29 protein-coding genes are annotated in these 26258 nt (G+C 61.4%); 14 read left to right on the forward strand and 15 right to left on the reverse strand.

All coding sequences use genetic code 11. The annotated features are described in order from the left end of the window. Positions 1-3: 3 nt before the first annotated feature. Entirely contained in the window at positions 4-1008 is a 1005-nt protein-coding gene (locus OSJ75_RS11085; RefSeq protein WP_267228082.1) for an FkbM family methyltransferase, read from the forward strand. A 15-nt stretch (positions 1009-1023) separates the two neighbouring features. On the opposite strand, the gene OSJ75_RS11090 is transcribed toward OSJ75_RS11085, so the two are convergent. The 10 genes from OSJ75_RS11090 to OSJ75_RS11135 form a co-directional block, all read right to left on the reverse strand. Next, positions 1024-1692, reverse strand: a complete 669-nt coding sequence (locus tag OSJ75_RS11090; RefSeq protein WP_267228083.1) for a L,D-transpeptidase — start codon at positions 1690-1692, stop codon at positions 1024-1026. A 17-nt stretch (positions 1693-1709) separates the two neighbouring features. After that, entirely contained in the window at positions 1710-2747 is a 1038-nt protein-coding gene (locus OSJ75_RS11095; RefSeq protein ID WP_250018822.1) for an EscU/YscU/HrcU family type III secretion system export apparatus switch protein, read from the reverse strand. A gap of 14 nt (positions 2748-2761) precedes the next feature. Next, positions 2762-3601, reverse strand: a complete 840-nt coding sequence (locus OSJ75_RS11100; protein WP_267228084.1) for a tetratricopeptide repeat protein — start codon at positions 3599-3601, stop codon at positions 2762-2764. After that, on the reverse strand, positions 3598-4062 hold the full coding sequence (locus OSJ75_RS11105; protein ID WP_267228086.1) for a hypothetical protein: 465 nt from the start codon (positions 4060-4062) through the stop codon (positions 3598-3600). Before OSJ75_RS11105 ends, OSJ75_RS11100 begins: the two co-directional genes overlap by 4 nt. Then, on the reverse strand, positions 4052-5359 hold the full coding sequence (locus OSJ75_RS11110; protein ID WP_371929584.1) for a type II and III secretion system protein family protein: 1308 nt from the start codon (positions 5357-5359) through the stop codon (positions 4052-4054). Before OSJ75_RS11110 ends, OSJ75_RS11105 begins: the two co-directional genes overlap by 11 nt. Before the next feature lie 94 nt (positions 5360-5453). Beyond that, positions 5454-7592 carry a type III secretion system export apparatus subunit SctV gene (gene sctV / locus OSJ75_RS11115; protein WP_267228087.1) on the reverse strand — a complete coding sequence of 713 codons (2139 nt, stop codon included), beginning with the start codon at positions 7590-7592 and terminating at the stop codon, positions 5454-5456. Further along, positions 7589-7924 (reverse strand): tetratricopeptide repeat protein, encoded by a 336-nt coding sequence (locus tag OSJ75_RS11120; protein WP_250018827.1) that lies wholly within the window; start codon positions 7922-7924, stop codon positions 7589-7591. The genes sctV and OSJ75_RS11120 overlap by 4 nt, the downstream gene beginning before the upstream one ends. Then, a complete protein-coding gene (locus OSJ75_RS11125) occupies positions 7921-8301 on the reverse strand; it encodes a hypothetical protein (protein WP_250018828.1) in 381 nt (126 codons plus the stop codon). Before OSJ75_RS11125 ends, OSJ75_RS11120 begins: the two co-directional genes overlap by 4 nt. Positions 8302-8327: 26 nt before the next feature. After that, on the reverse strand, positions 8328-9239 hold the full coding sequence (locus OSJ75_RS11130) for an FHA domain-containing protein (RefSeq protein WP_250018829.1): 912 nt from the start codon (positions 9237-9239) through the stop codon (positions 8328-8330). 138 nt (positions 9240-9377) lie between these two features. Next, the gene (locus OSJ75_RS11135) at positions 9378-9539 is read right to left on the reverse strand and encodes a hypothetical protein (protein ID WP_250018830.1); all 162 of its coding nucleotides are present in this window, start codon (positions 9537-9539) and stop codon (positions 9378-9380) included. 462 nt (positions 9540-10001) lie between these two features. Between OSJ75_RS11135 and OSJ75_RS11140 the strand changes: the two genes are divergently transcribed. The 12 genes from OSJ75_RS11140 to sctT are packed head-to-tail and all read left to right on the forward strand — an operon-like array spanning position 10002 to position 17936. After that, the gene (locus OSJ75_RS11140) at positions 10002-10598 is read left to right on the forward strand and encodes a secretin N-terminal domain-containing protein (RefSeq protein ID WP_250018831.1); all 597 of its coding nucleotides are present in this window, start codon (positions 10002-10004) and stop codon (positions 10596-10598) included. Positions 10599-10609: 11 nt separating this feature from the next. After that, positions 10610-10795: a hypothetical protein gene (locus OSJ75_RS11145; RefSeq protein WP_250018832.1), complete on the forward strand. Its 186-nt coding sequence runs from the start codon at positions 10610-10612 to the stop codon at positions 10793-10795. Between the two features lie 39 nt (positions 10796-10834). Continuing rightward, a complete protein-coding gene (locus OSJ75_RS11150; RefSeq protein ID WP_250018833.1) occupies positions 10835-11248 on the forward strand; it encodes a hypothetical protein in 414 nt (137 codons plus the stop codon). A gap of 7 nt (positions 11249-11255) precedes the next feature. Then, positions 11256-12050 carry a type III secretion system inner membrane ring lipoprotein SctJ gene (gene sctJ, locus OSJ75_RS11155; RefSeq protein WP_250018834.1) on the forward strand — a complete coding sequence of 265 codons (795 nt, stop codon included), beginning with the start codon at positions 11256-11258 and terminating at the stop codon, positions 12048-12050. 14 nt (positions 12051-12064) lie between these two features. Further along, the gene (locus tag OSJ75_RS11160; protein WP_267228089.1) at positions 12065-12736 is read left to right on the forward strand and encodes a type III secretion protein; all 672 of its coding nucleotides are present in this window, start codon (positions 12065-12067) and stop codon (positions 12734-12736) included. Beyond that, on the forward strand, positions 12733-13323 hold the full coding sequence (locus OSJ75_RS11165) for a FliH/SctL family protein (RefSeq protein ID WP_267228090.1): 591 nt from the start codon (positions 12733-12735) through the stop codon (positions 13321-13323). The genes OSJ75_RS11160 and OSJ75_RS11165 overlap by 4 nt, the downstream gene beginning before the upstream one ends. 35 nt (positions 13324-13358) lie before the next feature. After that, complete coding sequence (locus OSJ75_RS11170) at positions 13359-14669, forward strand: FliI/YscN family ATPase (protein WP_305884374.1); 1311 nt, start codon at positions 13359-13361, stop codon at positions 14667-14669. Further along, positions 14666-15145 carry a type III secretion system stalk subunit SctO gene (sctO, locus tag OSJ75_RS11175; protein WP_267228091.1) on the forward strand — a complete coding sequence of 160 codons (480 nt, stop codon included), beginning with the start codon at positions 14666-14668 and terminating at the stop codon, positions 15143-15145. Before OSJ75_RS11170 ends, sctO begins: the two co-directional genes overlap by 4 nt. Next, on the forward strand, positions 15142-16203 hold the full coding sequence (locus tag OSJ75_RS11180) for a FliM/FliN family flagellar motor switch protein (protein ID WP_267228092.1): 1062 nt from the start codon (positions 15142-15144) through the stop codon (positions 16201-16203). The genes sctO and OSJ75_RS11180 overlap by 4 nt, the downstream gene beginning before the upstream one ends. Further along, entirely contained in the window at positions 16196-16849 is a 654-nt protein-coding gene (sctR, locus tag OSJ75_RS11185) for a type III secretion system export apparatus subunit SctR (protein ID WP_250018839.1), read from the forward strand. The genes OSJ75_RS11180 and sctR overlap by 8 nt, the downstream gene beginning before the upstream one ends. A 4-nt stretch (positions 16850-16853) precedes the next feature. Further along, entirely contained in the window at positions 16854-17123 is a 270-nt protein-coding gene (locus OSJ75_RS11190; protein ID WP_250018840.1) for an EscS/YscS/HrcS family type III secretion system export apparatus protein, read from the forward strand. A gap of 3 nt (positions 17124-17126) precedes the next feature. Further along, complete coding sequence (gene sctT / locus OSJ75_RS11195) at positions 17127-17936, forward strand: type III secretion system export apparatus subunit SctT (RefSeq protein WP_250018841.1); 810 nt, start codon at positions 17127-17129, stop codon at positions 17934-17936. Between the two features lie 25 nt (positions 17937-17961). Here the strand turns inward: sctT and OSJ75_RS11200 are convergent, their stop codons facing one another. Continuing rightward, a complete protein-coding gene (locus tag OSJ75_RS11200; protein ID WP_267228093.1) occupies positions 17962-21072 on the reverse strand; it encodes a peptidoglycan-binding protein LysM in 3111 nt (1036 codons plus the stop codon). 201 nt (positions 21073-21273) lie between these two features. Here OSJ75_RS11200 and OSJ75_RS11205 point away from each other — a divergent pair, with 201 nt between their 5' ends. Further along, positions 21274-21663 (forward strand): hypothetical protein, encoded by a 390-nt coding sequence (locus OSJ75_RS11205; RefSeq protein ID WP_250018843.1) that lies wholly within the window; start codon positions 21274-21276, stop codon positions 21661-21663. On the opposite strand, the gene OSJ75_RS11210 is transcribed toward OSJ75_RS11205, so the two are convergent. The 4 genes from OSJ75_RS11210 to OSJ75_RS11225 are packed head-to-tail and all read right to left on the reverse strand — an operon-like array spanning position 21645 to position 26249. Continuing rightward, positions 21645-22547: a PCC domain-containing protein gene (locus OSJ75_RS11210; protein ID WP_267228094.1), complete on the reverse strand. Its 903-nt coding sequence runs from the start codon at positions 22545-22547 to the stop codon at positions 21645-21647. The genes OSJ75_RS11205 and OSJ75_RS11210 overlap by 19 nt on opposite strands. Beyond that, on the reverse strand, positions 22540-23343 hold the full coding sequence (locus OSJ75_RS11215) for an SDR family NAD(P)-dependent oxidoreductase (protein WP_267228095.1): 804 nt from the start codon (positions 23341-23343) through the stop codon (positions 22540-22542). Before OSJ75_RS11215 ends, OSJ75_RS11210 begins: the two co-directional genes overlap by 8 nt. After that, the gene (locus tag OSJ75_RS11220) at positions 23343-25244 is read right to left on the reverse strand and encodes a TRAP transporter large permease subunit (protein WP_416362553.1); all 1902 of its coding nucleotides are present in this window, start codon (positions 25242-25244) and stop codon (positions 23343-23345) included. Before OSJ75_RS11220 ends, OSJ75_RS11215 begins: the two co-directional genes overlap by 1 nt. A 12-nt stretch (positions 25245-25256) precedes the next feature. Next, positions 25257-26249, reverse strand: a complete 993-nt coding sequence (locus tag OSJ75_RS11225) for a TRAP transporter substrate-binding protein (protein ID WP_250018975.1) — start codon at positions 26247-26249, stop codon at positions 25257-25259. Positions 26250-26258: the final 9 nt, after the last annotated feature.

The following is a 26258-nucleotide window of genomic DNA, read 5'->3' on the forward strand; positions in this document are numbered from 1 at the left end:
TCAATGACCAGTTACAATGACATTCTGAATTCCTACAGGTTCATTCTCGGACGCGATGCCAATTCCGAAGAGCTGGAGCAGATCACGAGCAATCTCTTCAGCCTGACCGAGATTCCCCTGCCGGAGTACCGGCGCCGTTTCCTGACCTCCACCGAATTCCATCATCGCCATCGCGAGATCCTGTTCGACAATTTCGTTCCGCGTAACATCGAAGTGCTGTTCGATACGAAAAACGGCTTCAAGATCTATCTGGACCTGCGGCAATACCACATCACTTTCGGTATATTCGGCGGCGAGTATGAAAAACTCGATGTCGATATAGCCAAGGCCATCACGCCGGATGATGGCGTGTTCTATGATGTCGGCGGCAATGTCGGTTATTATTCGCTGTCGGTGGCGACACGGCCGGGTTTCACCGGCAAGGTGGTAGCGTTCGAACCCCTGCCCTATCTGTGCGGCCTCTTCAAGAAATCCGTCAAGGAAAACGGCCTGACGCGCAGGGTGACGGTGCATCAGCTCGCGTTGGCGGACATGCCGGGATCAATGGAACTGAACACCGCGGAACATACCGCCAATGCTGGCGCAACGAGCCTTGTCGCCGGGTCGCGCGGGCGGGAATCGGAGCGCAGCGTCAGGGTCGAGACCCTCGACCGGATGGTGAAGACCCTGAAGCCGGATACGATCAAGATCGATATCGAGGGCGCTGAAGGACTGTTCTTCGAAGGTGCGAGTGCGACCATCGCCGCGTCGCACCCGTCGCTTCTCGTCGAGATCAACCGCGAGGTGCTGGCGCGGCTCTCGAGAGCAGACCCGCGCCAGATCCACGCAAAGCTGGCTGACTGGGGCTACCGTCTGTGGGAGATCGAGGATGGTCTGTCGCCGCTCGAAACGCCCGAGGATACGGACAAGGCCTTTCCAGCTGGAAGGGTGGCCAATGTCCTTGCGGTCCATCCCTCGCGCATCAAGCAGGTAAAGCGCAGCCTGGCGCCATTGGGCTTGACGATCTAGCAAGGATCGTGGTGCCTAGAGCACCACTACCTTCGCGCCGAGCTTCACCCTCTCATAGAGATCGCTGACGTCCTCGTTGGTCATCCGGAAGCAGCCGGAAGAGGACGATTGGCCGACGGAGTCGGGTTCGTTCGATCCGTGGATCCGGTAGAGCGTATCTCCAAGATAGAGCGCCCGCGCGCCCAGCGGGTTGTCCGGGCCGCCTGCCATGTATTTCGGCAGGTCGGGCCGGCGGGACAGCATGTCCGATGGCGGGCGCCAGTCCGGCCATTCGCGCTTGCTGGATATCCGTTCCGTTCCGCGCCAGCCATAGCCCTCGCGGCCGACGCCGACCGGATAGCGGATTGCCGTTCCATTCCCCTGCACGAAGTACAGAGCACGGTTTTCCGTCTCGATGATGATCGTTCCGGGCTTCTCGTGGCTTTCATACTGCACGACCTCGCGCCGGACCGGCGCGTAGTCCGAACCGGCATATGCCCGCTCCACTCGTGCATGTTTGGGCGGATAGCTTTCCGGCTCCATCAGGAATTCCAGATAGCCGGGGTCGATCCAGACCTTGTGATTCTTCTTGTCCAGGACGGGAGGTGAAGGCTCCCGCGATTGCGCCAGCGCCGAAAAGGGTGACAGGCCGGCACAGGCGCAAGCCAGCAGGGCAATCTTCCACCGCACCTTCATATTGACCATTGCATCGATCCTTTCCTCTAAATCAATCCGGCGGCGACAAGCGCGTTCGCCACCGGCTGGAATGCACGTTCAGGCACCGGCTGTCCTGCGCCCGTCGCTGCGATCTGCTCGGCAAGTGCGGCGTCCACGGTAACGGGAATGCCGAGTTCGGCCGCATGCAGGTGCATCGCGGCGGCCTCCGCCCCGGAAGAGCGGCAAACCACCACCGGCACCGGCGTTTCGCCGCGGACATAGCGTATGCCCACCAGGCGTCGGGCGGGATCGCCGATGAGCAGAACCGCATGTTTCAACCCCGTCTTGGCGCCCGTTCCGGCGCGACGACGGCGCTGGCGTTCCTGCCGGATCAACGGGTCGCCTTCCATGTCCTTATGCTCCCGCTTGCTCTCGGTCTTGGTCATGCGCATTTCGCGCAGGAACAGCCATCTTTGCAGGAAAATGTCGATGAAACCGAGCACGAGGAACGCGGCAACCGCAACCGCCGCAAGCGGCTTGAGCATGGCGAAGAAGGTAGCCTGGAGACAGAACGCCCCGCAAAAGGGAGATTCGAACAGGGCTTTCAACCCCGCCTGGAACACGAGAACGAAGGCCGTGGTCAATGCGATGATCTTGATGAGCGCCTTGACGAATTCGACCACGCTTTTCAGCGAGAAGATGCGCTTGATCCCGGTCATCGGATTGATCCGGTCGAAATCAGGCTCGACGGGCTTGGCGGAGAAGACGAAACCGCGCGTCACTGCGACATTGGTCGCCACGATGGCAGCTATCGTTATCGCGAGAATGGGCAGTGTGGCGGTCAGAAGACTTTGCACGGCAATGATGCTGAGCCTGTGCCAGACCTCGTCGAATGGCCTGTCATAGATATGGGACGCCTCCTCCACGAGCGCGCTGATACTCTCGCGCAGCACTGGAGCGATGTAGATCAGAAAGATGGTGCACGAGAGCATGATGACGCCGGACACCATGTCCGGGCTGTGCAGGACCTGCCCCTTCTTGCGCGCATCTTCGATCTTCTTGTCTGATGCCGGAAGGGATTTTTCTTCGCTCGTCTGGCTCATGCTTGGTCCCCCGCCTAGGTCGAAGCCAGGACACCGATGGCTTGCGCTCGCTCCGCCGGGCTCTGGATCGACCGCAGCCTGGATGCCTTGGCCAGAATCTGGTTCTTCTGGCCCGCTGCCATGTCCGGGACCTGCACTGCTTTCGCCGCGGCCATGTCGCCGGAAAGGCTCAGAACGATCATATAGTTGACGTAGTGCCGCTTTTCCGCGAGCGGCGACGACACCACGGCGTTCATGCCGGCCGATGCTTCCGGCAATTTGTTGGAGAGTGCTTGTGCCAATGCGAGATTCGTCTTCGTGTCGAGATTGCCGGGCTGTAGCGCCAGCGCCTTGGCAAACGCCGACTCCGCCGCCGGTCCTTGGCCCGACAAGATCAAGGCGGTGCCGAGCTTGTTATAGGCGGATACCGAATTGATCGCCTGGGCCGCCGGCGCCAGGGTCCGGGCGGCGGCATCGGCTTCGCCTCGCTGCAACTGTATCGTGCCCAGTCCGAGCAAGGCGTGGGCGTCCTGCGGATTGATCTGCAATGCCGACCGGTAGGCCTTTTCCGCGCCGTCGGAATCGCCATTCTTGAGCCGGGCATTGCCGAGCTTCACATGAATTGTGGAGTCGCTCGAGGACATTTCTGCCGCGCGCTCATAGAGGGCGAGTGCCGTACCGCTTTCGCCCTTCGCCTCGACATCGCGCGCGATGTTCAGGAGCTTGGACTGTTCGCTGGAGGGCGGCTTGGCCGTCTTCTTTTCCGTCTGTTCCGTGGTGGTGCAGCCGGCGAGAACGAAGCCGAGCCCGAGGGCAACGGCAAGCAGGCGGAAGCCCCGCGCTACCATCTCCGGCGCGGACAGGGCCTGCGTCACAGCCCCGCTCCCGACCCTGACGTGGTCGTCGTTTCATCATAGCGCCGCCTCGACCGCTGTTCGGACACCTGCGCACCGTCGATGTATTTCTGGGCCGCACGCGCCGCCGGGGCCGCCATGGCCGGGCCCATCTCGCGGCCATGCATCAGGTCCTGCTTCCTGGCCACCATGTGCTGGAGATTGAGATTGTTGGAGCAGCCCGACGGCAGATAGAGCGGATATTCGGCCGTATCCGGCGTTATGCAGGCGTCCGGCACCAGAACGCCCTGTGCGCCGGCCTCTTTCTCATATCCCTTCCTGACGACATTATCCTTGGCGCCGGCCATTTTCACGTAGCTGTAATTCGGCGAATATGGCTGCGTCTTGCTGCCCATGCAGCCGGAGATCGACACGGCAACTCCCATGATCAATGCGAGGCGCGCCGCCGTGGCCAGAAGCGGATTGCGACGTTCATTCGACATAGAAGCCATATCCTTTGTTGACGATCTGCTTGGACTTTTTGCGCGGCGAGGAAATCGCCCCGGAAGGGCTGTCCAACGGCGTCTTCAGGTTCCGGGACGAGGTCGGCGTGACCAGATAGGGCGTGATGAGAATCACGAGCTCCGTTTCATTGCGCTGGAACCGCTTCGATTTGAACAATTCGCCGAGTATCGGCACGTCGCCGATGACCGGCGTCTTGTTGATCGACTGCGTTTCCTGGCGCTGGAACAATCCGGCAATGGCAAAAGTCTGGCCGCTCCCGACCTCGACGGTCGTATCGGCACGCCTTACCCGCAGCGACGGCGCGACAAGCCCGCCTATCGTCACCGCGCTATCCTGCGAAACGCTGCTCACCTCAGGCCGGACCTGAAGGGCGATGCGGTCATTGGGCAGAAGCGTCGGCGTGAACTGCAGGGAGACGCCGAATTGCTTGTATTCGATGCCGATCTGGTCGTTTCCGACGGGAATCGGCACTGGAATCTCGCCGCCGGCGAGGAAACTCGCCGTCTGGCCCGTAACCGCGGTGATGTTCGGTTCGGCGAGGATCGTCAGGATGCCGTTCTCCTGCAACGCATCGAGGAGGACATTGACGTTGACGTTCCTGCCGGAAATGCCAACCTGGGTACCGCCGCCGGAATTGCTCGTGTTTCCACCCCGCACGATGCCGAAGGAAAACGAGCCGCTGTTGACGAAAGCGCTCCAGTCGAGCCCGTAGCGTGTCAACTCATTGCGCGCGACTTCAGCGAAGCGCACGCGAATATTGACCTGGTTCGGGCCGGAAATCGTCGTGTTGTTCAGAGCCGGCTTATCCGGCTGGGAATAGGTCTGCAGGACATTCTCGGTGTCGAGCGCCTCGCCCATATTCTTGGTCTGGCCCTTCCCGACATATTGTTCGCCGAAAAGACTGATGTCGACGGTGGTGGTGGGCTGCAGCGCCTTGACCGATTGCTGAGCATCGCGCGGATTGCCGACCACCCTGATTTGCACGGTCCCACGGGTGCCCTGGTCGGGACTGAGCGCGATAAGGTTCGTATCGCCGATCTTGGTGCCGTAGATATAGACGGCTCCCGGGGAAACCACGCGCACATCGGCAATCGTCGTATCGGCAAGGAAGACCGATTCGACGGGCTGGTCGAAACGCAATATCTGGCCCTGCCCGATATTCAGCTTGAGGACCTGCCCTGCCGCGGCGTCAACCTTGACCTGCGCCGAAGCCGCTGCGGCATGCAGCAGAAGGAGAGGCGCCAGGAACAAAGCGACAAGCCATGGCTTTCGCATGATGAGAAGGAATTTAGCCCCCACGGCCGTAGGATTGAGCATTGATTATATGTCCACCACAATTCGACGTTGCTGCTTTACCCCAACCCTACGCTTACTCACTTGTGCCACCCTGTTCCAGTTGCCTTATCCTCGACGCAGGCAGGGATATCGAACCGAGGGACTGTACGCTGAACTCTGAAGAAATTTCCTGATATGACAAGACCGGCAGGTTCAAATCATGTCTTGTAAGTAAGTTGCGTATCGATCGCCGAATGTCCATAGACGTTAGAACAGTTCGCACAATCTCTGCTTCCTTACCGGCCAGCTTCTCCTTGAGCTGGTCCACGATCGACCGGGAAATATCTTCCGGAATCGCCAGAACGGGCGCGCCGGTCGCCTGATGCATTGAAGATCGCACGGCATCTTCGGTCTCTCTGGTCAGAAGATAGGCCGAAACGATTCGGTTCATCTCAGCGTTGCGGTGGCAGATCTGGCGGGCAAGCCCGATGCGGGCATATTCGGCCAGTACCTGGGGGTTGGATATTTGCGGGCCCCATTCGATGATCGCTTGCAGGATCGCCCGCACATTGGTCACCGGCACGTCTTCTTCCACGAGACGACGCAGGACCTCCGATATCTTCTGCAGCGACGCTACATTTGCCGCTTCCTTGACGAGCTCGCCCAGTTCATCATCCACTCGCGCCAGCAGGAACTTCGTTTCCTGGACATCGACGAAATCCGACAGATAGCGCCTGACGGACCGCGTCAAGATTTCGAGCATGACGGCAATCGGTTCGTGAACGGTGATGCCGGCATTCTCGAGATCGGCCTTGTGGCTCTTGTCGACCCAGATCGATTCCTTGGTGCCGATGACAGCGCGGGCAAACCGGTAGGGCACCGACATCAGATCGAGATGCACCGCGTCGTCCGTTACAAGCAACTGGTCGGCAAACGCCATGCCGTCGGTCACCGGCACGCCCTCGAGATCGATCCGGAACTGATCGGGTTCCAGCGTCATATCCAGTTGTATGCCGATCTGCGGAACGCGAACGCCCATATCCGCGAAGATATTACTGCGCATCCGCTCGATGCTCTTGTGCAGCTCCGGCACGGATATCGTATCGGCCAGATGCGGCCCAAGCAACATGACCAGCCGTTGCGGCCCATCGAGCATGGGCGTATCGCCCTGCGCAAGCGCACCCTGCGGCTTGGTGATGTCGCCGATGGCGATTGCGGCGGGATCGGCCGCGTCATCACCGGAGCCGCCGCCCTGCGTCCTCCTGTGCACCAGATAGGCGAGCCCGCCCGATGCCGCCGCCAGAATCCAGAACACCAGCATCGGAAATCCGGGCACGAGGCCAAAGCCGAACAGGATGACCGATGCCAGCGCCAGCGCCCGGTGATTGGCGCCGAGCTGGCCGACGATTTCGCTGCCGAGATCATCGTCGCGATCGGACGTCACCCGCGTGACGACCGTGCCGGCGGCAACCGCCATCATCAGCGCCGGTATCTGCGAGATCAGACCATCACCGACGGTAAGGAGCGAATATGTGTGCGCCGCATCGCCAAACGGCATGCCACGCTGCAGCGAACCGATCGCCAGACCGCCTATGAGATTGATGGCGATGATAATCAGGCCGGCCACGGCATCGCCCTTGACGAACTTCATGGCGCCATCCATGGCGCCGTAGAACTGGCTTTCCCGCTCCAGTTCCTGCCGCCGGCGCCGTGCCTCCGCCTGGTCGATATCGCCGCTGCGCGCTTCGCTGTCGATGCTCATCTGCTTGCCGGGCATCGCATCGAGGGCGAAGCGGGCGCCGACCTCCGCGACACGTTCGGCACCCTTGGTGATGACGACGAACTGCGCGATCGTGATGATCAGGAACACGACGAGACCGACAACGACCTCGCCGCCGACGACGAAATTGCCGAACGCCGACACGATCTGGCCCGCATCCGCCTGGAGCAGGATCAACCTCGTGGTCGTTATCGATAGCGACAGGCGGAACAGAGTGCCAAGCAGGATGATCGACGGCAGCGCCGAGAGTTCGACCGGCTTCGAGATGTAGAAGGCAGCTACGAGGATGAGAAGGCTGAACGCGATATTCGTACCGATGAGCATGTCGACGACCAGTGTCGGCAACGGAATGATCATCATCACGATCGCCAGCAGCATCAATGCGGCAATGACCAGATCGGATCGCTTCGACGCTGCCCACGCGAAGCGATTGAAGGTGGCAATCAACGTCATGCCGGCTGCCTCTCCTTCAGATAGTCGCGGAAGGTTTCCCGGGCATTGTCCTCGTCTCCCTTGATCCATTGCGCCCGGCTCTTCAACAGGGTGATGGAGGGCGACGAGCCACCTTCGATATCTTCTATCCGGTCGATCGCCGTCAGCGCGCGCGATGCGGATTCGGTCTCGACGAAGACCGCCGCGAGCGAGCGCAGCACCGCGGTATCCTCGGGGGCGATACGGGCTGCCAGCAACAGGAATACCAAACCGCGCTCGGGCTGGCCCGCCTGACAGTAGAGATAGCCAAGTCCATGCAGGAATTCGACACTGTCACGACGTTTCTGGGTCACTGGCTCTGCGCCTGACTGAGCCGATCCTGCAATTCCCGGCGGATTTCAATCTCCTCGTTCAACATCGAGGCGGTGATCGCCGCGATCTCTTCGTCGATATCGAGGTCCGGCAGCAGATCATTGACCAGATAGGCAAGGATTTCCTGCGATCGCGATAGATCGAATATGCCCGGATTGGCGAGTTTCGGCTTCCGCAAGCGGCCGATGGTGCCGACAAAAGGATCCCTGGCCTGCTTTACCACCCTTTCCGAGCGGGCAAGCAGGGCGTCGAAGGCCTTGGATTGGGCCTCCTCGACTTTTGCCGCGTCAGCACGGCCGGTGATCGATCCGGCCTGGCCTCGAATCCTTTCTTCCTGTCGACGAATGTCGAGCGCCATGCACCCTCCCTACTGGCGAAGTGCGACTAGAAAGTCAGCACGAATTCCTCATCCTGGCGGCCGGCTATCAACCGACCGTCGCGGATATCCTTGATGATCCAGCCATCTTCGAGTGCCGCACCCTTGTAGAGGCGCGTACCATCCGAACTGATCGCGTAGGGTGTTTCGCCGAACCATACTGCCTGAAGGTTGAACCTCGGCTGGACCTTGGGCGCCGTCATCCCGACGAGACTGGTCAGCACGAAGGTGCCGCCATAGGTCCGGTCGAACCAGCCCTGAACATCGTTCCAGACCTTGCGCCGATCCTTGTCCAGATCGCCCGCGACAGTCAGGCGCGTCCCGTCGGCATCGACCTTGAGATCGGCCAGACCAACCTGCTGCAGCTTGGTCTTCAGCGCTGCCTCGACAGGGCCGCCCGGGACCAGCCCCGGCAGGGCACCGGCCTCTTCGGCCTTCAATGCCGAAACCTGGGCGGCTGGGGTTGGATTGGAAACCAGGAGATCGCCGACGCCAGCCTGAACCGCGGCAATCGTCAGCAGAGAGAGCGCGGCGCCGCCGATGGCGATCCAGCTTGCGCGCGGCATTTTTCGCTGCGCAGATTTTTCGGGAGCCGCAGTCGCCAGGTTCAGCGCGGCGTTGCCGAACTGGAGCGTACATGGCAGCGAACAGCGCAATCCGTGACCGGCCGGAACGGACGTGTCGTCATCGACGGTCACGTCTCCGCCGACCGCCTCGACCAGAAGATCATTGCCCTGCTTTTGCAAGGTCAGATGATGCCCGGCGACATCCTTGTCGCCCAGCGTCAGGTCGCAGCCGCTTTCGGATCCGACACGATATTGCTGAGACTCGAGAGGGAGGGAAACGCCTGCATGAATACCGGTCGTCACCCGCAGCAACAACGTGGATTCAGGCCTCTGAAAACTTACGATAGAGCCCATGGCATTGCCTCGTTTGCAAAAGTATTCGAAGTATTCTCGCGGAATTTCAATTCGGGCTCAAACTGGCAAGAAAAGGCGCCCGAAACACATCGAAATAAGTGGCAGACGGCGCTGACGCCATCCGCCGGAATAGACCAATTAGTTGTTTGGCCGCTGCTTTGCAGCATCCAGAGCAACCTTCTTCTCGGTCGTGATTTCCGTAATCTTCGCGGACTTTTCGATTGCCTTGTCGAACGCGGCAGTCATCTTGTCGATAGAGCTATCTGAACTCTGCGACCCGCCAACACCTTGAACAGCCATGCTATTTCTCCTTGAGTGGATAGAAGTCTATGGAAACCGTTTCAATTCTCTCACTGCTTGGCAACAGCTCACCGTTACAACATCATAGTTATGCCGGCAGCCCGGTGATAGTATGAAAAAATAGAGAAGGCAATTTTCAAAAATTCAGTTGATGTTACACTCTGTAACGATAGTTGATCGCGCTAGTGTCCCAATACAATTTGACATTTCTGTCACAAAAAATAATTCAAAATTTGAAATAGTGAAGATAAATGACCCGGCTACTGACATTTTTTTTCACGACCATTCTGATCCATTTTATTTATAGTTGCGTTGCATCTATTTCCCGGTTCATATAGACCTAATTCTGTCGCTTTGTGCCAGAGGGCCTTTGGTATGACTATTCCACGCAGGGCTATATACTCACGGGCAATTTTCCTGCGGATGGCTGTCGCCTTGCCGCTATTCGCTCTTGCTTGCCCTGTGTCGGCGAGTGAGCCTCCCTGGGCCGCGACCAGATATTCCTACGTCCTCATCAACCAGGATATACGCGACGCGCTGCGGGAATTCGGCCGCAACCTCAATATTCCGGTGACGATCTCCGACAAGATCCGGGGGCAGGTCCGTGGCGAGGTCCGCGCTGACACGGCAGGCGCCTTCCTGGCGAGGCTGGCCGAGGCAAACGGGCTGATATGGTATTATGACGGCTCGATTCTCCACATTAATTCGAATGAGGAGTTTTCCACCCAGATCATCGACCTCGGCAGGGCCAGCGGAACGAAGGTCCTCGACGAAGTGCGCCAGCTGAACCTGATGGATGAGCGATTCTCGATCAGGGCGACACCCAACGCGCCCGCATTGCGTGTTTCCGGCCCACCCGCGTTCATAGCCATGGTGCAGCAGGTGGTGTCGACCGTGCAGCCGCCGCCGCAGGCGACCGCTGACGATCCTCGCGTCAGGGTCTTCCGCGGCGGCCAGAACAATGAAGTGGCTGAGGACTTGGCTACGCCTGCCCGGCCAGCAACCAGAAACGCAGATCCGCGCGTGGCGCCGGTTCCCGCCAGTTCACGCACCAACTAGGAGAGTATCCGATGGGCACACCGCAAATTTCCAATGTTTCGCAGCAGCAGGCCAGCAATCTCACTCCCGAGGAACAACAACAGGAATTCGAAGCGGCGTTGAACGAAGCGATCGTCAGCGGCGGTAGCTCCCTTATCGGCCAGGAGATGATGAAGATTGCCAATGAGATCCTCAATGAGGCTCTCTCGGATGAGTAATAGGGTCCAAAGCCCCTATGGTTTAACGGAGACAATGTCATGACAGCAGTTCCGACCACCATGGCCGCTTCGATTCCGGCAAGCACGCCCACCACCCAGACCGTGCCGATGCAGAACATGTTCGAGCACATGGCCGGCAATATCCACAAGCTGCCGCACGGCGCCAGCCCCGGCAATCTCGGCAAGACCCTGGTCAATGACCTGAAAGGCTTCGTCGAGCGCACCGGCAAATTCGTCAGTCGCACGAGTGAAGCATCCAAGGCGCCGACGCAGGCCTCGTTCGCCAATGCCGTGCAGGCCAAGGCCAAGAGCGAGAAGAACGACAGCGAGCAGATCGAGCGCGTGGTCCAGTCACTGGGAACGATGTTCGATCATTCCATCGAGACGCAGATGGTCGTTCGCGGCACCACCCAGCTGACAGGCGCTGCGACAACGCTGACCAAGGGACAGTAAGAGCCTTATGCAAATATCCGGGTTGAAGCGGCTGCTGACGAATTGTTTCCTGGTGGCAGCCCTGGCCGCCGCATTGCAGGCATGCAAGGAGGACCTCTACACGAATCTCGAGGAGCGGGAGGCCAATGCCATGGTCGCGGCCCTGCTCCATAAGGGCATTCCCGCCAACCGGGTCGTCCAGAAGGATGGCAAATTGACCGTGACGGTGGACGAGAAACAGTTCGCCCAGGCGGTAACGGTGCTCAATGAGGCCGGCCTGCCGAAGACCCAGTTCGCCACCATGGGAAGCGTATTCAAGCAGGAGGGCCTCGTGGCGTCACCTGTCCAGGAACGCGCGCAGATGATCTATGCGCTCAGCGAGGAACTGTCGCGGACGGTGTCCGAAATCGACGGTGTCGTATCGGCCCGCGTGCATGTGGTGCTGCCCGACAATGATCCGCTCCAGCGCAATGCCGTGCCGGCTTCGGCTTCGGTATTCATCCGGCATGAACCGACGCTCGACATCAATACGCTCATACCGCAGATCAAGACCCTCGTCGCCAATGGCATAGCCGGTCTCACCTATGAAAAGGTTTCCGTTATTCCGGTCGTCGCAGCCGCGACCAATACGGCAACGGCGGACACGGAATTGACCTCGTTCCTCGGCATATGGATGCTGCCGGCGAGCGCTGCCACCGCGCGGTGGATATTCGGAAGCCTGATCCTTGCCGTCATCGCGCTAGGCGGCGGGCTGGGCTACCTGCTGTGGCAGAAGAAGCGGCGCCGCGTCTATCCGCTGGTGCCGGTCGGGCCGGCCAAATGAACCAGGTTCCGCCCATGGATGAAACCGCGAACGCCGCAGCATCGATGGATGGCAACCACTCATCCATGCAGCTCTTGACCTCGGCACCCGCGCGCCTCGTCCACCCCCAGCGCATCGTCTCCTGCTATGAGGATGCCCTCACTCTCGATGTCGCGATGAAACTCCAGGCTTGTGACCGGGTCCAGCCGCAACTGGCGCTGCTGGTGGCAGAGCAGTTCGGCCTGGCGCAATCCTCGGCGCTGCTCGATCTGGCGCCTGAAGATCTGGCGTTGATGCGGCTTGCCCCGGCGCAGCTCGACGAACTGGTCGTCATCGCCGGCGCCGCCTATTGGGCCCATGTCTTCGCAGCGGAAATCCGCACGAGCGAAGTGGCCCTGATGAAGCAGGCCATCGGCGAGGCTGCATTCAAATTCGCGCTCGCCAATCGTGATCTTGCCGGCCACCTCGCGCATCCGGGCAGCACCGACAACCTGATTGCAGCAGTCCGGCGTGATGGATTGCATTGCATCGGCAGCTGGCATGCGAGCCTCCCCGGCGGTCTCGCCGGCTGGGCGCGGCTGAAACACGCGAGCGACAAGGAGGTCCAGCCTTTCGCAGAGGAGGCACAGCTGGCGCTCGGGCTGGCGATCATGAACCGGCTCGCCGCGGATCTCGACCTCATGGCAAGCGAGGAGACGGCGCAATGACGGAACTTCCGCCCATGCCCGCTGCGAAGGTCATCAAGCAAGCCGCGGTAACGCCCTGGCTCGATGGCTTTGCCTTTCTCAACGCCGCCGAGCAGGAAGCACAGGCCCGTCTCGGCAGGGCGGATGAGATCACGGAAGCCAGCAGGCAGCAGGGCTATCAGGCAGGGTTCGAACAGGGCGCCAAGGAGGCATCCGCCCTGTTGATATCGACGACTGCACAGGTCAACAATTATGTGGCTGGCCTCGACAGGCAATTGGTGGAGCTGAGCCTCTCGATCATCGCAAAGATGCTCGGCTCGTTCGACCAGGCCGAACTGGTGGCAAAGCTTGCGAAGCATGCACTCCAGGGATTTCAGCGGGAGCGCGACATCATCATAGCGGTTGCACCGGACATCGCCCCTGAAGTGGGCGAGAAGCTTCAGGCCGAACGTTCCAATCCATCGATCAATTTCACCGTGGTGCCGGATCCCCGGCTGACGGGTGCCCAGTGCATCCTCTCCAATGCCATCGCCGTGGTCGACGCCAGCCTCGACACCCAGCTTGCGGCGATCAGGGAAGCGCTTTCGCGCGATGGAACTGCGGCGTGACACAGCAATTGCCTGCATCCGACCTGACGCACCTGATGGACCGGCTCAAGGAAGCCGCCGGCAGAGCCGACCCACGGCCGGTTCGCGGCCGAATCCGGCGCATTACCGGCATCATCGTCCACGCCACGGTCTCCATGGTCCGGATCGGCGAATATTGCCTGCTCCGTGATCCTGTGTCCGGGCGCATCGTTCCAGCGGAGGTCGTCGGCTTCCAGGATGAGGAGGCCGTGCTGACGCCGATCGGCGATCTCGACGGCATGTCGACCCGCGCCGAAGTCATTCCCACCGGCCATGCCCTGCAGATCCCGGTCGGCCCCGAATTGCTCGGTTGCGTGCTCAACCCTCTCGGCGAGGTCCTCAACCGCACCGGGGCGCCGCCATCGGCGCTGAATACGGGAGCGTTCTACCCCACGCACCAGCCGCCAATGGAGGCGCTGCAACGCGATCTGATCGAACATCCGCTCCAGCTCGGCATCAAGGCAATCGATGGGCTGCTGACGGTCGCGCGCGGCCAGCGCGTCGGCATATTCGGCGAGGCCGGCGTCGGCAAATCGTCGCTGCTGTCGAGCATCGTCAGGGGGACGCAGGCCGATGTCATCGTCATCGCCCTTATCGGCGAGCGTGGTCGCGAAGTGCGCGAATTCATCGACATCCAGCTCGGACATGAAGGCCGCCGCCGCTCAGTCGTCGTGGTCGCCACATCCGATCGCCCTGCGATCGAACGCGTCAAGGCGGCCTATGGTGCGACGGCGATCGCCGAATATTTCCGCGACCAGGGCAAGCACGTGCTGCTGCTCATGGACAGTGTGACACGTTTTGCCCGCGCGCAACGCGAGATCGGCCTTGCCGCCGGCGAGCCCCCGACCCGGCGCGGCTTTCCTCCATCGCTTTTCGCCGCGCTGCCCCGTCTGCTCGAGCGGGCCGGGCCGGGCGTCGGCGGTTCGATAACCGGTCTCTATACGGTGCTGACCGAGGGCGATGGAACGCTCGACCCCGTTGCCGAAGAGACCAAGGCCATCCTGGACGGGCATATCGTCCTCAGCAGCGAACTGGCGCAAAGAAACCACTTCCCGGCCATCGACGTGCTGCGCAGCCGCAGCCGCCTGATGGATGCGGTGACGAGCCAGGCCCACCGGTCGAACGCGGCGCGCATCCGCAGCCTCATGGCGCGCTATGACGACATCGAGCTTCTCGTGCGTGTCGGTGAATATAATCGTGGTGCCGATCCGCAATCGGATGAGGCATTGGCGCGGCATGATCGCATCCAGGCATTCCTGCAACAGGATAGCGAAGAACAGTTCGGTTTCACCGAGACGGAACTGCAGATGCAGGGGGTTCTTGCATGAAATCCGCCAAGAATCTTGAAAAACTGCTCGAATTGCGGGCTCACCGGACCAGAATTGCCGAGGAGACCTCTGCTCGCCAGCGCAACATCAGGGACGCCGCGGCGCATGCGCTGGATCGGGCAGGCGATGATATTCTCCAGAACGAGGCGCGGCGTGTTGCGCGCGAATCCGACGTGCACAGGGAAATGTCGCAGCGGCCGGTCGCGAGCCATGAGCTTCAATCCTATCAGGAGGCGCTGGCAGCCTATGATTTCGAAGCGACCCGTCTCGTCGAGACGCAAAAGGAAGTTGCGGCGCGGCTGGAACAGGAAACCGAGCGCAGCAACCACCTCATTGCCGAGCACAAGGCGAAGTTGCGATCACACGATAAACTGGAGCTCCTGTTGAAGCGACAGGCTGCCAGCAGCGCAAAACACCGGATAGCCCTCGAGGAAACCGAGGATGAAGACCAACGCGGCATGAGGAAACCGAAGTGAACGCGGTGACGGAAAACCAGTCCTTTCTGCGCGCCAAGGGCGACAATGGCGACCTGTCGTGGCTGCCTCGCATCGATCCTGCCAATCTCGATCTGCAGGGGCTCTTTCCGGCCGAGACGAAATTTCTGGTCACGCCGGCGACCACCGTGGCGCCGATCGAGGTGCATATGGCGGAAAGTTCCGTCCGCCTCACCAATCCCGTCGCCATTCCATTTGCTATCGGCCCCTGGGCCGGCAAGCTGGTTCTGTCCTCCGGCACCCTGGAGCGCCTGATGCAGAGTCTTGGCCTGAGCCGCATGATCGCAAGGCTCTCGCCGCGCCAGCGCAATATCCTTATCGAATATGCCTTGGCGAGCGAGCTTGAACAACTCGAGGATCGTATCGGCCATCCGATAAGGCTGGGCGCCGAGGAAGCCGAACGCAGCTATGATTTCATCATCCCGTGGGTCGTCGATTTCGATGACTTTCCACGCAATGCCGAGTTGCACCTCGACAGGCGCGCCGCGCTGGCTGTCGGCCGGGTGATGGCTCGGTCGAATGGAACGATCGGAGAAGTCACCGACCTGCTGCCGTTCGACCTGAGCATATGCACCGGCACGCAGGAGCTCTCGGCCCGTGAAATCGCGGCGCTGGTGCCCGGCGATGTCATAATGCGGCGCGAGGCCCCGGAGATCGGGCGCTTTGCGCTGCTGGGCCAGCATTTTCGCGCCGCCGTCACCGAAGAGGGCGGCAAATACATCCTTGCCGCACGCTGGCGGTCTTACAACAAAAACAGGGAAGCTTGGATGCCGACTCAAACTCAATCCGACGCCGACAAGATGGACGATCTGCATCCCCTCGATGAACTGCCGGTGCAACTGGTCTTCGAGGTCGGACGCACCGATCTGCCCCTGGGCGAACTACGCAAGCTCGACGAAGGCAGCGTGCTGCCGATTGCCCCGACCACCGGCAATGCGGTCAATATCGTCGCCAATGGCCGCCTGATCGGCACGGGCGATCTCGTCAAGATCGGCGCCGGCCTCGGCATAAGGATCGTGCGGCTGTCCAAGAATGGGTGAGTATCAGTCCAACCTCATACCCATCATCATTATCGTTTCGACCATCGGGCTGATCCCGCTCGCGGTCGTGACGATGACCGGCTTCCTGAAGATTTCGATCGTGCTTTTCCTGATTCGGAACGCGCTCGGCATCCAGCAATCGCCGCCCAATCTGGTGCTTTACGGCATAGCGCTCATTCTGACGGTCTATGTCACGACGCCGCTCGTCGGCGAGATGTACCGCATCATGGAAGCGCAGCAGATCGACCTGCAATCCATCGACAGCATGAAGAACGCGGCTGAGGCCCTTCGGCCGCCATTGCAGACACATCTGTTGAAGTTCACCGATGAAGCCGAGCGGCAGTTCTTCATGCAGGCGACCGAGAACGTATGGTCGCCGGAAGCGCGGGCCGACCTGAAATCGGACAGCCTGCTCGTTCTCGTTCCTGCATTCGTCAGTTCCGAGCTCACCCGTGCCTTCGAGATCGGTTTCCTGCTCTATTTGCCCTTCCTCGTCATCGACCTCATCGTTTCCAACATCCTCATGGCGATGGGCATGATGATGGTGTCGCCAACGCTGATCTCGATCCCGCTGAAGATATTCCTCTTCGTCGCGGTCGATGGCTGGTCGCGGCTGATGCACGGCCTCATTCTGAGTTACGGGTAGCGGCATGGGACAGACGGCCTTTCTCGCACAGATGCAGAATGCCCTGTTGACGGTTCTACTGGCGTCGGCGCCAGCCCTCGGCATCGCCATCGTCATCGGTATCGGCGTCGGCCTGATCCAGGCGCTGACGCAGATCCAGGACCAGACGCTGCCGCAAGCCGTGAAGCTCGTCGCCGTCATGCTGACCCTCATCGTTCTTGGCCCGACTCTGGCGTTCCAGGTTGCCAATCTGGCCAGTCACGTCCTCGATGCGTTCCCAGCCATGACGCGGTGACGCATGGACGCCGTATCGACGACGACATCCCTGCTCGCCCTCGCCTATCCCGTCCTCGTCGCAACCGCGATGGCGATGGCCCGGGCTATCGGGATGATCCTGGTTACGCCCGCCTTCATCCGGCTCGGGCTGACGGGCCTCATCCGCTCCGGCGTCGCCATCGCCATCTGCATCCCGATCATACCCGGCGTGCTCAACTCGCTCCTGCTGGAGGGCCCCCTGACGAATGTCGTCATCACCGGCCTCCTGGTAAAAGAGACGGTCATCGGCATCGTCATAGGGCTGGCTTTCGGCATCCCGTTCTGGGCGGCCGAGGTCGCGGGCGATCTCGTGGACCTTCAGCGCGGTTCGACGTCCGCCCAGCTGATCGACCCGCTTCAGGTCAGTGAAACCAGCATTGCAGGCACGCTTTTCGTCTTCGCGCTGCTCGCATTGTTCTTCATGTCGGGGGGCTTCCTGCTGCTTCTGGACGGGTTCTACCAGAGTTATGAACTCTGGCCCGTCACCAAATTCGCGCCGGTCGTGGGCACGCAGGCAGTGCCGGCCCTGCTCGGCATTCTCGACCGGATCATGCAGATAGGGCTTCTTCTCATCGCGCCTGTCGTTCTTGCGCTTCTGCTCACGGACGTGATGCTGGCCTATCTTTCGCGCATGTCACCGCAACTGCATATTTTCGACCTGTCGCTGGCGATCAAGAACCTGCTCTTCGCCGTGCTGATGGTGCTCTATATTTCCTACCTGGTGCCCTACATGATGGCGGAGCTCAAGGAGCTCCGGAGCACGTCGCTGATCATGCGTTCGCTGATGGAGTGAGCCGCCGAGGCACTCACCGAGGCACTCAGGCGGTGGCGATGCCCAGTTCGTCCAAAATGACATCGATCTGGGCGACCGATTCCGGCTTGGCGTCACCATCCTTGATCCTGTCGGCCAGGCTGGGCGAGGTGATGGTTGCCTTCCCCTTGGTCACGACCGGCCGCTCGTGCAACTGCTCGTTGTCGGTATATTTGTCGTCGCCATCGCTCGTTGCCGGGAAATCCGCAATGTCACCTTTCCGGTCGTCCAGCGTATGGTGCAGATTATCGCGCAAGGTCCCGAGCTTGTCGGCCGGGATCGAGTCGAGCCAATCGGCAAAACGCTGCTGATCCGCCGGATCGTCGAGCTTGTAGCCCTTCATCTGCGCATATTTGATCAGCAGCGGGACCGGGCTGTAGCCATCGCCGCTCTGATCGACGAGAGCGGCCGCCGTCTTGTCGGACAGCTCGGCATGTTCGAGGAAATGCGCCGAAGTATCGGTCATGTACTTGTTGGATTCGCGGGTATCCAGGAGCACCATCTGCCCTATCACTGCAGCGCCTACGATGACCAGGCCGACCGGACCGGCCATCGAGCCCGTTCCGAACGCCGCGAGTATTCCACCGGCGCCGGCGGCTGCCTGCAACGTCCCCATCTGCCAGTCGCCGCTCATGTAGGAGCGGGTCGCAAGCACGAGGTCGAAGCTTGCACCTACCGAGCCGAGCCATTTGGCGGCCGTGGTGCTGCTGCTGCCGAAATGCTTGACGGCGAGCGAATCCGGATTGATCTGCTTGAAGCCGTGAAGCAGTTCGATCGACCTTTGCCCGACGCCGGCAGCGTCGATCAGCACCTTGTACTTCAGGAGCGGGTCTTCACCGGTGCGTGAAATCGTGGAGGCAAGCCCCGCACCAACGCCGGCCAGCCCGATCAGGCGCAACACCTGCCCGGGAACCGTATTGTTGCGGAACGCTTTCATGCCGCCATTCGTATCGGTCAATTTGGCATCGAGGTCCTTCAGCTTCTGGACCATCTGCGCTTCGCTCTCGCCCGCAGCAGGCAAGGCCTCCTCTACGGCAGCGAGCGCTTTCTTGAACTCCTCGTCAGGGATGCCGAGCAGATTGGCAGCCTGGCTGTTCCGCAGCTTTTCGATCCCGGCCTTGGCCTCGGCGATGCTGGCCGGATTATTGGGGTCCAGATTGCCGAAGGTCGGCAGCACATCCCTGCGGACGATCTGGGTCATCGCTTCTTCGGCGAGCTTGCGGCCCCGATCCGTCAGGCGTGCCTGGTGCGTGAGCAGCGACATCACAGCGGGCTTGTCGAGAAGCGCCGGGTCCTGCTTGAGCGCGATCTGCATCGCCATGACCGACTTATCGTCCGAGAGGATCTTGTTGATCGCCTCGTTCGCCGCTTTTTGCTGCGAGGCAAGCTCCGGCGGCAGCTTGGAGAGCTGGCTGATCTGGTTGAGCAGCTGATTGCCCTTTTCGGCAACCTCGCCCTCCAGCTTCAGCTTGTCATCGACCCAGCCCTGCCCCTTCTCCTTCTCGTAATCGGTGATGGCCTTTTCGAGCTGCTCGGGCGTCATGGCGCTGCCGTGATTGGTGATCAACCATTGCAGCTCCTGCATATGCGTCGAATATTTGTCCACCGCGCCGTTGACGGATACGGCCGAGAACTCTGCGACGCTGGGCAGGATGGTGTTCTCCACATATTTGCCGTCCGGAACCTTGGAAGCCGTCGCAAGGGGATAATCGAGCCCCGCACCCGTGACGATGGCCAGCCGCATCGATTCCGGGTTGCCGATATGCATGTTGGTGAAGCGATCGATGATGGCGCTGCCGGACGGTGTCTGGCCGATCCGGCCCATGATGATGTTGAGGTTCTGCTGGCCCTCCCGACCGAGGAGTTCGCCTCCGATCTTCTCCTGCCGCTTCGCATTCGCCGCTTCGATGACCGGCATGGCGTCGCTCATGAGCTGGGCCGACAATTTTGGATCGGAATGCCGCGTCAGCAATTCCAGGTTCCGCATCGCCTCCGCGCTGTCGCCCTGTTCGCTGACGGCGGTTTCCGGGTCGTAATTCTTCAAACGCGTGGTCGCCCAATCGGCGGCATTGCCGATAATGGTGCGTGCCTCGCCATGCTCGAGCAGAGCCGCCTGTATGTCGGCGGGCGCGCTCTCATAGGCCGTGCTCAGGCTCTTATAGGCTTCGTCGGGCTTTCCGGTCGCATTCGCGGTCTCGATGATCCGGCGGGCACTGTTTTCGACATCCGGCCCCCGATGGGTGCTTTCACGCAATGTAATACCCAGCTTTTCCGCTGTCTCTTCCAGCGCTATCTGTGACGGGCCGGCTTCTTCCCAATCCCTGTCATAGAGCGCCTGCAATGCCTCGCCGCGCTTGCCTTCCGGCAGGCCTTGCAGATATTCGTCCACCGATTGCGACAGCGCCTTGGCGCCACCGGCATGATCGGCGCTTGAATCGGCGTTGTTCAGTTTGTTGCCCTTGTCGTAGAGGTCCTGCGCAAAGGCCTCCTCCGGATCGGCAATCAGCCCCCGCTCCTTGGCCGCGGCTTCCATTGCGGTCAGGGCCGGGCTCGCATCCTGCCAGTGATCCTTGCTGCCGATCAGCCGCGATATTGCCGCCTGGCGGTCCGCCGCGGGGAGACTGTCGAGATAGGTGCCGACATCGCCCTGCAGCACCTTGGTCTCGGCGTCGTAATCCACCTTTGCCGGATCGTCCGCATATTGGATCTTGTTCGCGCGCTCGTAGAGCTCGCTGCGGAACATGGTCTCGCCGAGCGGCACGTTCTTTTCATTGCGCGGATCATCGGCGACGAGTTCGGGTTCCGCATGCGGGACGATCACCACATCATTGACGTCGATCTGACCCGACTGGCGATCCACCAGCTCGGCATTGGCGCCAAGCACATCCACAAACTTGACATTGTTCTGCTCGGCGATCTGCCACAGGCTGTCGCCCGGCTGGGCAACCACGATCTTCTCACGCGTTGGATCAAAGGCATCGCCGGAACGCGCCCGCTCCTGGATCGCCTGGTTGATCTGCTGCACGAAGAGCTGCTGCTGCTGGGCCGAACCGAAGGGGACCTTGCTGCCATCGGCATTGTAACGGCTCTTGCCATCTACATCGATGCGAAAGGACATCGCGCGCTCTCCTGTCAGACTCGAACGGATCGCTCCACGAACGGGAACCGCGGCAGCGTGCCCCAGGCGCCTAACAGTTTTATGACATTTGCGACATTCAGGCCGGTGAGGAATAGAGATTTGCCATTTTGCCGCAATAGCGGCATCATGTATCGGTTGAAATGCAGCTGCTCACGCACAACCGCAGCGGAGGACGACACGGTGGTTCAGCTTATCAACAATGTTGGCTCGCAGCAGGCGCTCGAGAACAATTGGAATGACGAGAACGCCATGCGCAAATTCGAGCGGGCCGCCGGCGGCGCGGTGCGGTCGCCCAAGGACGCGACACTGGCGAAGAAGCAGCGGCCATCCTCGGTCGAACTGCGCGCCGGTACGGGTCTTTCGCACCGGAAGAACCTGCTGCAGGACGAGATTGACGAAGAAACCGACGAACCCTTGGCAACGGGCCCGCAACCGCGGCCGATACGCGTCAACCTGGTCGGCGTGGAGCCTCTGCCCCAGGCCGCTCCTGCCTGGCGCGGCGCACGTGTGACGCTGGTGGTGGCACTGGTGGCAGCGGCCGCAATCTGCGGCTATTTCCTGCTGGCCTGATCGACTTCAAGACATATTTCGAAAGTTATGCAGACCGGATTGTCGCCGCGCATGAGACGGCCGCTGGTGATGCCGCCGCGCGTATCGACCATGGTTATGGCGACATGGCTGCCGGAACCATCCGCCGTCACGACGCCCTCGTCGATGAAGACTTCCGTCGCCACATCAGCCACTCTGGCGCCGCCTTCATAGCGCGCCCCGATGAGGCTGCCGACGGAGCCACGTATGGTCGCACTGGCGATGCCATGTATCCGGCAGACCGCCTCCAGTGTCTCGATGATGTCTTCATTGGGCTTTACCCGCGCAAAAATGAACCGCGCAGCCGCTTTTTGCGAGCGCCGAAGCAGTAGCGGATGAAACAAGGTGAAGCCGGTCTCCTCGTCCGGCTCCGACAAAAGGCTGATATCCGCCGTCGCATAGGCGGTGACTCTCACCGGCCGCGAGATGATGGTTGCATCTGGAACTATATGGCCGGCACGACGCTCCTCGCCCTCCTGCCAGACCGCATGGCAGTGGCAGAACGGCGCCCCGTCGCGCGTGCCGTAGGTGACGCAACCCTTCTCCAGCGCCGCCTCGCCATGCGGCGCGTGGAGCTCGCTGTACCAGGCAGCATGGACGCCATCGCTTGAAAGGGCCGGCATGAGGTAGCGGAGCGGCTCGAACGCACCACCTTCCAACTGGATGGCAGCGGCGGCGATCCCGCGTTCTTCGAGATGAAAGGCAAGGCCATCGATGAGGGACGATCCCGGAGCCATTTCGAACTCCAGCCTGATCCCGGCCGCCATATGGCTCTCGAATGGCGCGCCCGTCCGCACACCGGGATGCTGCAGATGCCGGGGCGCCATCTCTGCCTTGCGGGGCGCGATGTCTGCCGGTCTAGACACCGGCGACCGCCGAACAGCTCTGCCCTCCATCCACCGGAAGGCAGACGCCGGTGATGAAAGCCGCCTCGTCGGAGGCGAGGAACACCGCCGCATTGGCGACGTCGAACGCATTGCCCATCTTGCCCATCGGCACCATCCTGTTGCGCGCGGCAACCATCTCGTCGACAGAGGCGTAATTGCTCGAGATCTGGTTGTAGATCAGCGGCGTGTCGATGAGGCCGGGCATTATGCAATTGGCCCGGATGCCGGATTTCGCATATTGCATCGCCAGGGCGACCGTCGCCTGGTTGACGGCGCCTTTTGCTGCATAGTAGGCGAAATAGGGGTAGCCGGTCCACCTGATGGCCGCGAGCGAGGATATGTTGACGATGGCGCCTGCGCCGCGTTCGCGCATATGCGGCAGCACCGCCTTCGCCGTGCGGAATATCGAGCCGACATTGATGTCGAGCGAAGATCGAAACCTGTCTTCGTCGAGTTCTTCCGGCCCTCCGGCAGTCGCCACGCCGACATTATTATGGAGAATGTCGATCTGGCCGAATTCCGCGAGCGCCGCTTCCACAGTCCGGGCGATGGACGCGCTGTCGGTCACATCGGCGGAAAAGGCGCTCGCGCGGCCATTCTCGCCGCGGATGATCGATGCCGTTTCTTCGGCGGCCTGCGCTTGAATGTCGATACAGGCCACCTTGGCGCCGGCGCGGGCATAGGCGACGGCGGCCGCCTTGCCATTGCTCCACCCCGGACCGGACGACCCGGCGCCGAAGACGAGCGCAACCTTGTTGTTCAGCCTGCCGGTCATCAGAGGAACCCGATCGAAATCCAGGGAATGGCCGCGACGAGGATGGTGCCGATGATCAGGGCGACAAGGTAACCCCAGATCGGGCGCATGCCTTCGTCCGGATTGACGCGGCCGATGGCGCAGGCGGCATAGTAGCCGACGCCGAATGGCGGCGCGAAAAGGCCGATGCCCATCGCCAGGATGACCACCATGGCATAATGGACCTCGTGGACGCCTACCTGGCGGGCGATGGGGAACAGCAGCGGCCCGAACAGTACGATCGCCGGGATTCCCTCGAGGACGCTTCCAAGGATGATGAAGGCGACGATCGACACGGCGAGAAACGCCAGCGGCCCGCCCGGAAGCGCGGCCATGTAGGCGGCGAGGTCGCGCGAGAAGCCGGACTGGGTCAGCGCCCATGCCATCGCCGTCGCTGCACCGATGATCAGCAGGATTGCGCCGGACAGAGATGCCGTATCGACGAGCATCGGCTTTATGCGCCGCCAGTCGAACTGCCGGTAGATGAGCAGGCCGGCGATCACCGCATAGACGATGCCGATGGTAGAGACCTCCGTCGCGGTAGCCACGCCCTCGACGACCGCGGCGCGGATGATGAAGGGCAGCGCCAGGGCCGGCAGCGCGATCAGGAACGCCTTGCCGATCTGACCACCGCTCGCCTTTTTCACATGCGACAGGTCCTCGTTGCGATAGCGCCGCCACACGACGAAGCACAGCATGACGGCGAGCACGACGCCCGGAAGCAGTCCGCCGGTGAACAGGGCCGCGATCGATACGCCGGTCACGGAACCGATGGTGATGAGAACGAGGCTCGGCGGCACGGTCTCCGTCTGCGCGCCGGTGGCCGAGAGAAGCGCCACCAGTTCGCCCGGCTTCGCCCCGCGCTCCTTCATCTCGGGAAAGAGGACCGGCGCGACCGCTGCCATGTCGGCCGCCTTCGCACCGGATATGCCGGAAACGAGATACATGGCGCCGATGAGCACATAGGACAGGCCGCCCCGGACATGGCCGAGCAGGCTGGCGAGGAACTGCACCATGGCGCGGGCCATTCCCGTCATTTCGATCAGCACGCCGAGAAAGACGAACAGCGGCACGGCGAGCAGGATGAGATGCGACATGCCCTCGTCCATCCGCCCGATCACGACCAGCATCGGCACATTCGTCGTCAGCGACAGGTAGGCGAAGGTGGCGAGGCCGAACGAGAAGGCGATGGGCACGCCACTCAGGACCAGCATAGCCACGACACCGACGAAGAAGATGAGAAGATTGACATTGCCAAGCGGCTTCAGCGACGGGCCGAGAACCCACAGGATGGCAGCGACGACGCCGATGATGGCAATGGCGCCAAGCGCATTGCGCAGGCTCGAAAGCTGGAAGAGCTTGAACAGCGACGACAGGATCATCAGCGCCGCGCCCACCGGCAGCGCCGCGGCGCGCCAGGCATTGGGGATCTCCAGCGCCGGCGTCGTTATGTACATTTCCTCATGGGCGTAGTCATAGGCCGGATACATGATGAACAGGAGGAAGGCCAGCGATCCGGCCACCGCCAACGCGTCGAAAAACGCCCGCCTTTGCGGCGTCATCATCCCGACGAGCGCGGTCATGCGCATATGTTCGCCCCGCCTGAAGGCAACGACGGCACCGAGCATGGCCAGCCAGAGAAACAGGATCGAAGCGAGTTCATCCGACCAGACGATCGGCTGGTGCAGCACGTAGCGCGCAAAAATGCCGGCGAAAAGGATGACGATCTCGGCAAGAACGAGGAAGGCGACCGAATATTCGACAAGCTGCCCGAACAGGCGGTCGCACCTGGACAGCAAGGAGCGATCGTCGCGGCCCGGCGGGGAAAGCACGCTTTCCTCGTCCGCCGTCACGGCCCCTTCGGTGATGTGCAGGCGCGCCACTCTCGTCGGCCCCTACGACAACTGGCCGACGACTTTTTCCAACAGGCCCCAGGCCTCGTCGCCATATTTGCCCTTCCACTCGGCGTAGAAGCCGGCGCTGCGCAGCGCCTCGCGGAACGGGGCCGGGTCCGGCGTGTTGAATTCGAGGTTCTTCGCCTTGAGGTCGGCCTGCAGCGTCTCGGTCAGCTTGGCCACGTCTTCGCGCTCGGCCATGCCGGCGGCATTGATGTTCTTCGCAACGATCTCCTTGAGATCGTCCGGCAGGGCCTCCCAGGCGCGCCGGTTGCCGAGGAACCAGAAGCCATCCCACATGTGGCCCGTGAGCGAGCAATATTTCTGTACTTCGTAGAGCTTCGCCGTGGAGACGATCGCCAGCGGGTTCTCCTGGCCATCGACGATTTTCGTCTGCAGCGAGGAATAGACCTCGTTGAAGTTGATGCTGGCGGGCGCAGCCTGGAAAGCCGTGAACATCGAGGTCCAGAGCGGGCTCACCGGCACGCGGATCTTGAAGTTCTTCAGGTCCTCCGGCGTGACGATCGGCTTGGAGCTCGACGTGATGTGGCGGAAGCCATTGTCCCAGATCTTGTCCATCACGACGAGATTGGATTTGGTGATCTGCCCGCGCACATGGGCGCCGAGATCGCCATCCATGGCCTTCCAGACGGTGGCGCTGTCGGGGAACGCGAAGCCGATGCCATTGATCGAAGCGGCCGGCACGAGCGTCGACAGGATGAGGCCGGACAGGGTGAAGAACTCGACCGCGCCGGAGCGAAGCTGGCTGAGCGTATCCGTATCGGAGCCGAGCTGGCTCGACGGGAATATCGCCAGTTCGAACCTGCCGCCGCTCTCTTCCTTGATCTTGTCCGCCGCTTCCTGCGCCCGGATGTTCATCGGGTGCGTCACCGGCAGGTTGTTGGCGTATTTATAGGAAAACTCGGCCGCATTGGCCGGGCGGCGCATGATGAACGGGCTGGCAAGAACTGTGCCGCCGGCTACAAGCAGCATCTGGCGGCG

It is taken from the genome of Phyllobacterium sp. 0TCS1.6A, from assembly GCF_026420825.1.
Taxonomy (GTDB): domain Bacteria; phylum Pseudomonadota; class Alphaproteobacteria; order Rhizobiales; family Rhizobiaceae; genus Phyllobacterium.

What these genes read in the sequence shown, in the direction of transcription:
- OSJ75_RS11125 (WP_250018828.1), bottom strand. Translation starts at nt 8,301, where the DNA reads ATGGCGCTCGACATTCGTCGACAGGAAGAAAGGATTCGAGGCCAGGCC.
- OSJ75_RS11190 (WP_250018840.1), top strand. Translation starts at nt 16,854, where the DNA reads ATGGGACAGACGGCCTTTCTCGCACAGATGCAGAATGCCCTGTTGACG.
- sctV (WP_267228087.1), bottom strand. Translation starts at nt 7,592, where the DNA reads ATGACGTTGATTGCCACCTTCAATCGCTTCGCGTGGGCAGCGTCGAAG.
- sctO (WP_267228091.1), top strand. Translation starts at nt 14,666, where the DNA reads ATGAAATCCGCCAAGAATCTTGAAAAACTGCTCGAATTGCGGGCTCAC.
- OSJ75_RS11215 (WP_267228095.1), bottom strand. Translation starts at nt 23,343, where the DNA reads ATGACCGGCAGGCTGAACAACAAGGTTGCGCTCGTCTTCGGCGCCGGG.
- OSJ75_RS11090 (WP_267228083.1), bottom strand. Translation starts at nt 1,692, where the DNA reads ATGGTCAATATGAAGGTGCGGTGGAAGATTGCCCTGCTGGCTTGCGCC.
- OSJ75_RS11105 (WP_267228086.1), bottom strand. Translation starts at nt 4,062, where the DNA reads ATGTCGAATGAACGTCGCAATCCGCTTCTGGCCACGGCGGCGCGCCTC.
- sctJ (WP_250018834.1), top strand. Translation starts at nt 11,256, where the DNA reads ATGCAAATATCCGGGTTGAAGCGGCTGCTGACGAATTGTTTCCTGGTG.
- sctR (WP_250018839.1), top strand. Translation starts at nt 16,196, where the DNA reads ATGGGTGAGTATCAGTCCAACCTCATACCCATCATCATTATCGTTTCG.
- OSJ75_RS11170 (WP_305884374.1), top strand. Translation starts at nt 13,359, where the DNA reads ATGGACCGGCTCAAGGAAGCCGCCGGCAGAGCCGACCCACGGCCGGTT.
- OSJ75_RS11160 (WP_267228089.1), top strand. Translation starts at nt 12,065, where the DNA reads ATGGATGAAACCGCGAACGCCGCAGCATCGATGGATGGCAACCACTCA.
- OSJ75_RS11095 (WP_250018822.1), bottom strand. Translation starts at nt 2,747, where the DNA reads ATGAGCCAGACGAGCGAAGAAAAATCCCTTCCGGCATCAGACAAGAAG.
- OSJ75_RS11200 (WP_267228093.1), bottom strand. Translation starts at nt 21,072, where the DNA reads ATGTCCTTTCGCATCGATGTAGATGGCAAGAGCCGTTACAATGCCGAT.
- OSJ75_RS11165 (WP_267228090.1), top strand. Translation starts at nt 12,733, where the DNA reads ATGACGGAACTTCCGCCCATGCCCGCTGCGAAGGTCATCAAGCAAGCC.
- sctT (WP_250018841.1), top strand. Translation starts at nt 17,127, where the DNA reads ATGGACGCCGTATCGACGACGACATCCCTGCTCGCCCTCGCCTATCCC.
- OSJ75_RS11110 (WP_371929584.1), bottom strand. Translation starts at nt 5,359, where the DNA reads ATGCGAAAGCCATGGCTTGTCGCTTTGTTCCTGGCGCCTCTCCTTCTG.
- OSJ75_RS11225 (WP_250018975.1), bottom strand. Translation starts at nt 26,249, where the DNA reads ATGCTGCTTGTAGCCGGCGGCACAGTTCTTGCCAGCCCGTTCATCATG.
- OSJ75_RS11145 (WP_250018832.1), top strand. Translation starts at nt 10,610, where the DNA reads ATGGGCACACCGCAAATTTCCAATGTTTCGCAGCAGCAGGCCAGCAAT.
- OSJ75_RS11085 (WP_267228082.1), top strand. Translation starts at nt 4, where the DNA reads ATGACCAGTTACAATGACATTCTGAATTCCTACAGGTTCATTCTCGGA.
- OSJ75_RS11135 (WP_250018830.1), bottom strand. Translation starts at nt 9,539, where the DNA reads ATGGCTGTTCAAGGTGTTGGCGGGTCGCAGAGTTCAGATAGCTCTATC.
- OSJ75_RS11130 (WP_250018829.1), bottom strand. Translation starts at nt 9,239, where the DNA reads ATGGGCTCTATCGTAAGTTTTCAGAGGCCTGAATCCACGTTGTTGCTG.
- OSJ75_RS11150 (WP_250018833.1), top strand. Translation starts at nt 10,835, where the DNA reads ATGACAGCAGTTCCGACCACCATGGCCGCTTCGATTCCGGCAAGCACG.